General features: G+C 60.6%; 9 protein-coding genes and 3 tRNA genes. All 12 read left to right on the forward strand.

Going from position 1 to position 9872, the window contains the following annotated elements; genetic code table 11:
• Positions 1-182 precede the first annotated feature (182 nt).
• The 12 genes from truA (at position 183) to QMX91_RS25295 (ending at position 9638) form a co-directional block, all read left to right on the forward strand.
• Entirely contained in the window at positions 183-1007 is an 825-nt protein-coding gene (truA, locus tag QMX91_RS25240) for a tRNA pseudouridine(38-40) synthase TruA (protein WP_282413546.1), read from the forward strand.
• Between the two features lie 64 nt (positions 1008-1071).
• The gene (locus tag QMX91_RS25245; RefSeq protein WP_282413544.1) at positions 1072-1716 is read left to right on the forward strand and encodes a phosphoribosylanthranilate isomerase; all 645 of its coding nucleotides are present in this window, start codon (positions 1072-1074) and stop codon (positions 1714-1716) included.
• Between the two features lie 200 nt (positions 1717-1916).
• The gene (gene accD, locus QMX91_RS25250) at positions 1917-2837 is read left to right on the forward strand and encodes an acetyl-CoA carboxylase, carboxyltransferase subunit beta (protein WP_027611535.1); all 921 of its coding nucleotides are present in this window, start codon (positions 1917-1919) and stop codon (positions 2835-2837) included.
• Entirely contained in the window at positions 2834-4141 is a 1308-nt protein-coding gene (folC, locus tag QMX91_RS25255) for a bifunctional tetrahydrofolate synthase/dihydrofolate synthase (RefSeq protein ID WP_282413545.1), read from the forward strand. Before accD ends, folC begins: the two co-directional genes overlap by 4 nt.
• Entirely contained in the window at positions 4125-4778 is a 654-nt protein-coding gene (locus tag QMX91_RS25260) for an SPOR domain-containing protein (RefSeq protein WP_096796160.1), read from the forward strand. Before folC ends, QMX91_RS25260 begins: the two co-directional genes overlap by 17 nt.
• Positions 4779-4876: 98 nt before the next feature.
• Positions 4877-5437, forward strand: coding sequence for a CvpA family protein (locus QMX91_RS25265; protein ID WP_007961197.1), 561 nt, complete (start codon positions 4877-4879; stop codon positions 5435-5437).
• A gap of 41 nt (positions 5438-5478) precedes the next feature.
• Positions 5479-6984 (forward strand): amidophosphoribosyltransferase, encoded by a 1506-nt coding sequence (purF, locus tag QMX91_RS25270; protein ID WP_003226416.1) that lies wholly within the window; start codon positions 5479-5481, stop codon positions 6982-6984.
• 73 nt (positions 6985-7057) lie between these two features.
• On the forward strand, positions 7058-8269 hold the full coding sequence (locus QMX91_RS25275) for an O-succinylhomoserine sulfhydrylase (RefSeq protein WP_098964646.1): 1212 nt from the start codon (positions 7058-7060) through the stop codon (positions 8267-8269).
• Positions 8266-9042, forward strand: coding sequence for an SDR family oxidoreductase (locus tag QMX91_RS25280; RefSeq protein ID WP_003226413.1), 777 nt, complete (start codon positions 8266-8268; stop codon positions 9040-9042). Before QMX91_RS25275 ends, QMX91_RS25280 begins: the two co-directional genes overlap by 4 nt.
• Before the next feature lie 217 nt (positions 9043-9259).
• Positions 9260-9335, forward strand: a tRNA-Val gene (locus QMX91_RS25285).
• 55 nt (positions 9336-9390) lie between these two features.
• Positions 9391-9467: transfer RNA gene (locus QMX91_RS25290), tRNA-Asp, on the forward strand.
• A gap of 94 nt (positions 9468-9561) precedes the next feature.
• Positions 9562-9638, forward strand: a tRNA-Asp gene (locus tag QMX91_RS25295).
• The last annotated feature ends 234 nt before the right edge of the window (positions 9639-9872 follow it).

Below are 9872 nucleotides of genomic sequence, written 5' to 3' on the forward strand. Positions count from 1 at the left end.
CGAGCAAGCCCGCTCCCACATTTGGAATACATTCCTCCTGTGGGAGCGGGCTTGCTCGCGAAGAGGTCGGATCCGTCAACACAGAACTGACTGGCATCCCCGGTCCACAGCCTTATAATGCCCGCCTTTGCACAACAGCAGGCTGTCCCACCTTGGCAAACATAGATAATCCGGTCGCCGAAATGGCACCCGACGGCTTTTACCGCGTCGCGCTTGGCGTTGAATACAAAGGCTCGCGCTACAGCGGCTGGCAGCGTCAGTTGACCGGCGTGGCCACGGTGCAGGAAGAACTCGAAAAAGCCTTGTCGAAAGTCGCCAATTCGCCGATTTCGCTGCAGTGCGCCGGGCGTACCGATGCCGGGGTGCATGCTTGCGGACAAGTGGTTCATTTCGACACGCCAGTCGATCGTTCGCTGAAAGCCTGGGTGATGGGCGCCAATATCAATCTGCCCCACGACATCAGTGTCAGCTGGGCGCGGGTGATGCCGGCGCATTTCCATGCGCGGTTCAAAGCCATCGCCCGGCGTTATCGCTATGTGATCTACAACGATCAGATTCGTCCGGCGCATCTCAACGAAGAGATCACCTGGAACCACCGCCCACTCGACGTTGAGCGCATGGCTGAAGCGGCGCAATACCTGATCGGCACTCACGATTTCAGTGCGTTCCGTGCTGGTCAGTGCCAGGCCAAGTCGCCGATCAAGAAGATGCATCATCTGCGCGTGACTCGCCACGGCAAGATGATCGTTCTCGATATTCGCGCCAACGCCTTTTTGCACCACATGGTGCGCAACATTGCCGGTGTGTTGATGACCATCGGTGCTGGCGAGCGCCCGGTCGAGTGGATGAAGGAAGTGCTGGAAAGCCGCGAGCGCCGTTCCGGTGGCGTGACAGCGCATCCGTACGGGCTGTACCTGGTGCAGGTCGAGTATCACGATGAATTTCCGTTGCCCGAGCGTTTTATCGGGCCACATTTCCTTACGGGTTTCTCGGAACTTGACGGCTGACGCCCTCGAACGCATTTGTTACCATCCGGGACTTTCCCGAACTTGACGCGGAGTTTTTCTCGATATGTCAGCCGTTCGCAGCAAGATCTGCGGGATTACCCGCATAGAAGATGCGTTGGCAGCGGTCGAGGCCGGGGCGGATGCGATCGGGTTCGTGTTCTACGCCAAGAGCCCGCGTGCAGTGAGCGTGCAGCAGGCAAGGGCGATCATCCAGGCCTTGCCGCCGTTCGTGACGACGGTGGGCCTGTTCGTCAATGCCAGCCGCTGCGAGTTGGGGGAAATCCTCGATGCCGTGCCGCTGGATTTGTTGCAGTTCCACGGCGACGAAACCGCTGAACAGTGTGAAGGCTGGCATCGTCCGTACATCAAGGCATTGCGGGTCAAGGCTGGCGATGACATCGCCGCTGCCGTCGATGCCTATCCGAGTGCCAGTGGCGTGCTGCTCGACACTTATGTCGAAGGCGTGCCTGGCGGAACCGGCGAGGCGTTCGACTGGTCTTTGATTCCGCAAACTTTGAGCAAGCCGCTGATCCTGGCCGGTGGCCTCACCCCGGAAAACGTCTCCGACGCCGTGGCGCGGGTCAAACCTTACGCGGTCGATGTCAGCGGCGGGGTAGAAGCGAGCAAGGGCATCAAGGATCATGCGAAGATCCGTGCGTTCATCAATGCCGTACGTAGAAGCTCGCAGGGAGCGTCTACTTCGATGTGACGGCTGGCGAACTGCCGCCGTCCATCAATGCACTTGCACAAAGCAGGCGAGGCTGAGGGTTTCTGGAGTTGCACGCAGGTCATGTTTCGCGCTGACCGCGGCGTTCCACCAACCATCGCCACACACATGAATTTAGCTGAAGGGCATACGCGGGGCTGCGAACCAGAGCGTTCGGGCCGCCGGTACTGGAGAAAGAAAGCATGAGCAACTGGTTGGTAGACAAACTGATCCCTTCGATCATGCGTTCGGAGGTCAAGAAGAGCTCGGTGCCTGAAGGTCTGTGGCACAAATGCCCGTCCTGCGAGGCTGTGCTGTATCGCCCTGAGCTGGAAAAGACCCTGGACGTTTGCCCCAAGTGCAACCACCACATGCGCATCGGCGCACGGGCGCGTATCGACATCTTCCTGGATGCCGAAGGCCGCAACGAGCTGGGTGCAGATCTGGAGCCGGTTGACCGTCTGAAATTCCGCGACGGCAAGAAGTACAAGGACCGTCTGGTCGCTGCGCAGAAGCAGACCGGCGAAAAGGACGCGCTGATCTCCGTCAGCGGCACCCTGCTGGGTATGCCGGTGGTGGTGTCGGCGTTCGAATTCAGCTTCATGGGCGGTTCCATGGGCGCCATCGTCGGTGAGCGCTTCGTGCGCGCCGCCAACTACGCCCTGGAAAACCGTTGCCCGATGATCTGCTTCGCCGCCTCCGGTGGTGCGCGCATGCAGGAAGCGCTGATCTCGCTGATGCAGATGGCCAAGACGTCGGCCGTACTGGCGCGTCTGCGTGAAGAAGGCATTCCGTTCATCTCGGTGCTGACCGATCCGGTCTACGGCGGCGTTTCCGCCAGTCTGGCAATGCTCGGCGACGTGATCGTCGGTGAGCCAAAGGCACTGATCGGCTTCGCCGGTCCGCGCGTGATCGAGCAGACCGTGCGTGAAAAACTTCCGGAAGGCTTCCAGCGCAGCGAGTTCCTGCTGGAGCATGGCGCGATCGATCTGATCATCGATCGTCGTGAACTGCGTCCACGCCTGGGCAATCTGCTGGCGCAACTGACCGGCCAGCCGACTCCGACCTACGTCGCCGCTCCTGTTGAGCCAATCGTCGTTCCACCGGTGCCTGCCAACGTATGACCGAGCGTACCCTTGGCGAGTGGCTCGCCTACCTTGAGCAGTTGCATCCATCGGCCATCGACATGGGGCTGGAGCGTTCGCAACAGGTAGCGTCCCGCATGGGACTGGGCCAGCCGGCGCCTCGGGTGATTACGGTCACCGGCACCAACGGCAAGGGTTCGACCTGCGCTTTCGTGGCGTCATTGCTGCGGGCGCAGGGCCTGAACGTGGGTGTCTACAATTCTCCGCACCTGCTGCGTTACAACGAGCGGGTGCAGCTCAATGGCGTCGAAGCCACTGACGCGCAGCTGTGCGAGGCCTTCGCTGCGGTGGAGGCCGGGCGTGGCGACACTTCCCTGACTTACTTCGAAATGGGCACCCTGGCGGCGTTCTGGCTGTTTCAACAGGCAAAACTTGACGCTGTGGTGCTGGAAGTCGGGCTGGGCGGGCGTCTGGACACGGTCAATGTGGTGGACGCCGATATCGCGCTGGTCACCAGCATTGGCGTCGATCATGCCGAATACCTGGGCAATACCCGCGAATCCGTGGCCTTCGAGAAGGCCGGGATTTTTCGTCAGGGCAAACCAGCCTTGTGCGGCGACCTGAATCCTCCGCAACCGCTGCTCGACAAGGCGCGGGAGCTGGCATGTCCGTTTTTCCTGCGTGGGCGTGATTTCGACCTCGGCATCACAGACCAGCACTGGCAGTGGCGCGGCACTGATGCGCAAGGCCAGCCGGTCGAACTGCGCGACTTGCCGCTGCTCGATCTGCCGATGGAAAACGCCGCGCTGGCATTGCAGGCGTATCTGCTGCTCGGCTTGCCGTGGAATCCGTCGCAAATTGTTGCTGCCTTGCAGGCCACTCGCGTGGTCGGCCGGCTGGATCGCCGCTCGTTCGAATTCGATGGCAAGCGCCTGAACCTGCTGCTGGACGTGGGGCATAACCCGCACGCGGCGGAGTATCTTGCGCGGCGCCTGGCCACTCGGCCGCCGGTAGGCAAGCGTCTGGCGGTGTTCGGCTTGCTGGCCGACAAGGATCTGGATGGTGTTGTCGGCGAATTGAATGCTAGTGTCCAGCATTGGGCGGTCGCGCCGCTGGATTCGCCGCGTTCGCGTCCGGTCAGTGAATTGCACGCCGGGTTGCAGAACCTTGGCGCGTCCGTCACGTCCTATGACAGTGTCGCGGCTGCGCTGGAAGGGCAGTGCGAGATCGCAACCAGCGACGACGAGATTCTGTTGTTCGGATCATTTTATTGTGTCGCCGAGGCCCTTGAATGGCTGGCCCGGCGCTCCACGGAGGAAGCGGCAAATGGCTTTGCTGGATAAAGCGTACAAGCAGCGCATGGTTGGCGCCCTGGTGCTGGTGGCACTGGCGGTGATTTTCCTGCCGATGCTGTTTTCCCGCCAGGACGAGCAACGTCAAGTGACGGTCGAGGCGCCTGCCGCGCCGCAAGCCCCTTCGATGCCTCAGGTGCAAATGGAGTCGGTGGCCGTGCCTGAGCCGCAAGCTTTGCCGCAAGAACCGGTGCCAGCGGATGAAGAAGTCGCAGAAGACACTGCGCCTGCTGCACCAATCGCGGCAGCCCCGGCCCCAACGGCACCCATAGCAATCGCCAAGCCGACTGCGCCGCCTGCGGTGGCCAAGCCGATTCCGGCGCCTGCTCAGCCAATTGCTGCTGCATCGAAACCTGACACCACGCAAAGTCGCGTCGATGCCAACGGTCTGTCGGTCAGCTGGTCGGTGCAACTGGCCAGCCTGTCGAGTCGCGCCAGCGCCGAAAGCCTGCAGAAAACCCTGCGCAGCCAAGGCTATAACGCCTATATCCGTTCCGCCGACGGCAAGAATCGGGTGTTCGTCGGGCCGCTGATCGAGCGTGCCGAGGCCGATCGTCTGCGTGATCTGTTGAGTCGCCAGCAAAACCTCAAGGGGTTTGTTGTGCGCTTCCAGCCCGAGCGCGGCTAGGATCTATCGATTCGATTGAAATGCACTGAAAATCGCAGCTTACCGACAGCGGTGCGCTCTGCTAAAATGCGCCGCCTTATCCGTCTGTAGGCTGCACTGTGCCATTTACCCTGGTTGACTGGGCGATCGTTGCAATCATCGCCATCTCCGCTTTGATCAGTTTGAGCCGCGGCTTCGTCAAGGAAGCATTATCGCTGGTGACCTGGATCATCGCAGGAGCGGTTGCCTGGATGTTCGGTGGCTCACTGTCCGAGTACCTCGCCGGATACATCGAAACCCCATCGGCTCGCGTGATCGCGGGCTGTGCCATCATGTTTGTCGCCACGCTGATCGTGGGCGCAATGATCAATTATCTTATCGGCGAGTTGGTGCGCGTGACCGGATTGTCCGGCACCGATCGATTCCTGGGCATGGCCTTCGGCGCGGCGCGTGGCGTGTTGCTGGTGGTCGTGGCAGTCGGGCTGTTGAGCCTGGGGCCGGTACAGCAGGACGGGTGGTGGAAAGAATCACAGCTCGTGCCAAAGTTTCTATTGGTCGCCGACTGGTCCAAAAACCTGATTCTCGGGTGGAGCAGTCAGTGGCTTGCCAGCGGAATCAGCGTACCCGCTGATATTCCGTTCAAGGAGCAACTCTTGCCGTCGGCCAAAACGCCTCAGTGAGTGTTGTTCAGTTCAGATCCATTAAGTAGGGGTTGCGTCGCATGTGTGGCATCGTCGGTATCGTCGGTAAGTCGAACGTCAATCAGGCGCTGTATGACGCGCTAACCGTGCTCCAGCACCGCGGCCAGGACGCTGCCGGTATCGTGACCAGCCATGATGGCCGGTTGTTCTTGCGCAAGGACAATGGTCTGGTGCGTGACGTGTTTCAGCAGCGTCACATGCAGCGCCTGGTCGGCCACATGGGTATCGGTCACGTCCGTTACCCGACTGCCGGCAGCTCGACCTCGGCCGAAGCGCAGCCGTTTTACGTCAACTCGCCTTACGGCATCACCCTGGCGCACAACGGCAACCTGACCAACGTTGAACAGTTGGCCAAGGAGATCTACGAATCCGACCTGCGTCACGTCAACACCAGTTCCGACTCGGAAGTGCTGCTCAACGTGTTCGCTCATGAGCTGGCCCAGCGCGGCAAGCTGCAACCGACCGAAGAAGACGTGTTTGCCGCCGTGACCGACGTGCATAACCGTTGCGTCGGCGGTTACGCGGTGGTGGCGATGATCACCGGTTACGGCATCGTCGGTTTCCGTGACCCGCACGGCATCCGTCCGATCGTGTTCGGTCAGCGTCACACCGACGAAGGCGTCGAGTACATGATCGCTTCCGAAAGCGTTTCCCTGGACGTGCTCGGTTTCACCCTGATCCGCGATCTGGCCCCTGGCGAAGCGGTCTATATCACTGAGGACGGCAAGCTGCACACCCGTCAGTGCGCGACCAACCCATCCCTGACCCCGTGCATCTTCGAGCACGTTTACCTGGCGCGTCCGGATTCGATCATCGACGGCGTGTCGGTGTACAAGGCGCGTCTGCGCATGGGCGAGAAACTCGCCGAGAAGATCCTGCGCGAGCGTCCAGAGCACGACATCGACGTGGTCATCCCGATCCCGGACACCAGCCGCACCGCCGCGCTGGAGCTGGCGAACCACCTGGGTGTGAAATTCCGCGAAGGCTTCGTCAAGAACCGCTACATCGGCCGGACCTTCATCATGCCGGGCCAGGCTGCCCGCAAGAAGTCGGTTCGTCAGAAGCTCAACGCGATCGAGCTGGAATTCCGCGGCAAGAACGTGATGCTGGTCGACGACTCGATCGTACGCGGCACCACCTGCAAGCAGATCATCCAGATGGCCCGCGAAGCCGGCGCGAAAAACGTCTACTTCTGCTCGGCGGCCCCGGCCGTACGCTTCCCGAACGTTTACGGCATCGACATGCCGAGCGCTCACGAACTGATCGCACACAATCGTTCGACTCAGGATGTGGCGGATCTGATCGGTGCAGACTGGCTGATCTATCAGGACCTGCCTGACTTGATCGAAGCAGTCGGTGGCGGCAAGATCAAGATCGAAAACTTCGATTGCGCGGTGTTCGACGGCAAGTACGTCACCGGCGACGTCGACGAGGCTTACCTGGACAAGATCGAGCAGGCACGCAACGATGCCTCCAAGGTCAAGACCCAGGCGGTCAGTGCGATCATCGATCTGTACAACAACTGAGTTTCTACCGGCCCTGAGGGGCCGGTTTTGTATCTGACTTTTAATTTTCAAGAACAGGGCAAGGAGTGACAGCATGAGTCAGGAATGGGATGCCGGTCGGCTGGACAGCGACCTCGAAGGCGTAGCGTTCGATACCCTGGCCGTACGTGCCGGTCAGCACCGTACGCCGGAAGGCGAACACGGTGATCCGATGTTCTTCACCTCCAGCTACGTGTTCCGCACCGCTGCCGACGCGGCCGCGCGGTTTGCCGGGGAGGTGCCGGGCAACGTGTACTCGCGCTACACCAACCCGACCGTGCGCGCGTTCGAAGAGCGTATCGCTGCGCTGGAAGGCGCTGAACAAGCGGTCGCCACCGCCACGGGCATGGCCGCGATCATGGCGGTGGTGATGAGCCTGTGCAGTGCCGGCGATCACGTGCTGGTGTCGCGCAGTGTGTTCGGTTCGACCATCAGCCTGTTCGAGAAGTACTTCAAGCGTTTCGGTGTGCAAGTCGACTACGTGCCGCTGGCCGATCTCTCGGCTTGGGATGCGGCGATCAAGCCGAACACCAAGCTGCTGTTCGTCGAGTCGCCGTCCAATCCGTTGGCAGAGCTGGTGGATATCACCGCGCTGGCGGAAATCGCTCACGCCAAAGGCGCGATGCTGGTGGTCGACAACTGCTTCTGCACGCCTGCCTTGCAGCAGCCGCTGAAACTCGGTGCGGACATTGTCGTGCACTCGGCGACCAAGTTCATTGACGGCCAAGGCCGTTGCATGGGTGGTGTGGTGGCTGGTCGCAGCGAGCAGATGAAAGAAGTTGTCGGTTTCCTGCGCACCGCCGGGCCGACACTGAGCCCGTTCAACGCGTGGATCTTCCTCAAGGGCCTGGAAACCCTGAATCTGCGAATGAAGGCGCACTGCGCCAACGCCCAGCAACTGGCCGAATGGCTGGAGCAGCAGGACGGTATCGAGAAGGTTCATTACGCCGGTCTCAAGAGCCATCCGCAGCATGAACTGGCCCAGCGTCAGCAGAAGGGCTTCGGCGCGGTGGTGAGTTTCGAGGTCAAGGGCGGCAAAGAGGGCGCGTGGCGCTTTATCGATGCCACCCGGTTGATCTCGATCACCGCCAACCTTGGTGACAGCAAAACCACCATCACTCATCCGAGCACCACCTCCCATGGCCGTCTGGCGCCACAGGAGCGTGAAGCAGCAGGGATTCGTGACAGCCTGATCCGCATCGCGGTCGGTCTGGAAGACGTGGTGGACCTGCAGGCTGATCTGTCGCGCGGTCTGGCGGCGTTGTGATCGAGTTGTCTACTCCGAAGGCGGGCACCCATGGCCGCGTGGCGCTGGTTACCGGTGCTGCGCGCGGCATCGGTTTGGGTATCGCGGCCTGGTTGATCAGCGAAGGCTGGCAAGTGGTGCTGACCGATCTCGATCGGGTGCGCGGCTCGAAAGTGGCGAAGGTACTGGGCGAGAATGCCTGGTTCATCGCAATGGACGTGGCGGATGAAAGTCAAGTCGCGCTCGGCGTTGCCGAGGTGCTCGGCCAATTTGGTCGTCTCGATGCGCTGGTGTGCAACGCGGCAGTCGCTGACCCGCACAACATCACCCTGGAAAGTCTTGATCTGGCGTACTGGAATCGAGTGCTGGCGGTAAACCTCAGTGGGCCGATGCTGCTGGCCAAGCACTGTGCGCCGTATCTGCGCGCGCACAACGGCTCGATCGTCAATCTGGCCTCGACCCGTGCGCGGCAGTCGGAGGCTGATTCCGAGGCGTATGCGGCGAGCAAGGGCGGGTTGTTGGCGCTGACCCATGCGTTGGCGATCAGTCTCGGGCCAGAAATTCGCGTCAATGCGGTCAGCCCTGGCTGGATTGATGCCCGGGATCCTTCTGCGCGGCGAGCTGAGCCTTTGGCCGATGCCGATCATGCGCAGCATCCGGCGGGCAGGGTAGGGACGGTCGAGGATGTGGCGGCGATGGTCGCGTGGCTGTTGTCGCGCAATGCCGGGTTTGTCACCGGACAGGAATTCGTCGTGGATGGCGGCATGACCAAGAAGATGATTTACACCGAGTAGATCGCGCTCTTCTCCTGAATTTGCGTCAAATGGGCTGCCGTCTTCGCGAGCAAGCTCGCTCCCACATTTGGAATGCAATCCCCCTGTGGGAGCGAGCTTGCTCGCGAATGCAGTCTTGCAGGATGGAAACAATTTCGTCTTTTTCAGAAAAACTTCAATCCTGCTATTGACTTAGGTTCGCTACCTGCGTAAATTTCGCGGCCTCGGAGATGCAAACGGGTGATTAGCTCAGCTGGGAGAGCGTCTGCCTTACAAGCAGAATGTCGGCGGTTCGATCCCGTCATCACCCACCACTCCCCGAGAAACTTGCGAAAGCAAGAGGTAGGCTGAAAGTGCCTCCACCGACGCGCAGCGGTAGTTCAGTCGGTTAGAATACCGGCCTGTCACGCCGGGGGTCGCGGGTTCGAGTCCCGTCCGCTGCGCCATATTTTACGAGTCAGACATTGTCTGGTTCGCGATTGCAAAGCACCGAAGCTTTCAATCAAAACGAGTTACTTGAGCGCAAGCTCAAAGCGATACGCAGCGGTAGTTCAGTCGGTTAGAATACCGGCCTGTCACGCCGGGGGTCGCGGGTTCGAGTCCCGTCCGCTGCGCCATATCTGTTTCAAGGACCACTGAACGCCTTGAAACACCGAAAGCAACCGTTGGTTGTTTCGGAATCGATAGCAAAGACCCTGGTCGAAAGACCGGGGTTTTTTGTGTCTGAAATTTGGTATTTCCTTCCTTAGGCTCGTGCCTCCACCCTGAATCCAACACAAATCCCCCTGTGGGAGCGGGCTTGCTCGCGAAAGCGGTGTATCAGTTGAAAATGGTCTGCCTGACACCACGCC

The sequence above is a fragment of the Pseudomonas sp. PS01299 genome, assembly GCF_029960145.1.
GTDB lineage: Bacteria > Pseudomonadota > Gammaproteobacteria > Pseudomonadales > Pseudomonadaceae > Aquipseudomonas > Aquipseudomonas putida_A.

What these genes read in the sequence shown, in the direction of transcription:
- truA (WP_282413546.1), top strand. Translation starts at nt 183, where the DNA reads ATGGCACCCGACGGCTTTTACCGCGTCGCGCTTGGCGTTGAATACAAA.
- QMX91_RS25245 (WP_282413544.1), top strand. Translation starts at nt 1,072, where the DNA reads ATGTCAGCCGTTCGCAGCAAGATCTGCGGGATTACCCGCATAGAAGAT.
- accD (WP_027611535.1), top strand. Translation starts at nt 1,917, where the DNA reads ATGAGCAACTGGTTGGTAGACAAACTGATCCCTTCGATCATGCGTTCG.
- folC (WP_282413545.1), top strand. Translation starts at nt 2,834, where the DNA reads ATGACCGAGCGTACCCTTGGCGAGTGGCTCGCCTACCTTGAGCAGTTG.
- QMX91_RS25260 (WP_096796160.1), top strand. Translation starts at nt 4,125, where the DNA reads ATGGCTTTGCTGGATAAAGCGTACAAGCAGCGCATGGTTGGCGCCCTG.
- purF (WP_003226416.1), top strand. Translation starts at nt 5,479, where the DNA reads ATGTGTGGCATCGTCGGTATCGTCGGTAAGTCGAACGTCAATCAGGCG.
- QMX91_RS25275 (WP_098964646.1), top strand. Translation starts at nt 7,058, where the DNA reads ATGAGTCAGGAATGGGATGCCGGTCGGCTGGACAGCGACCTCGAAGGC.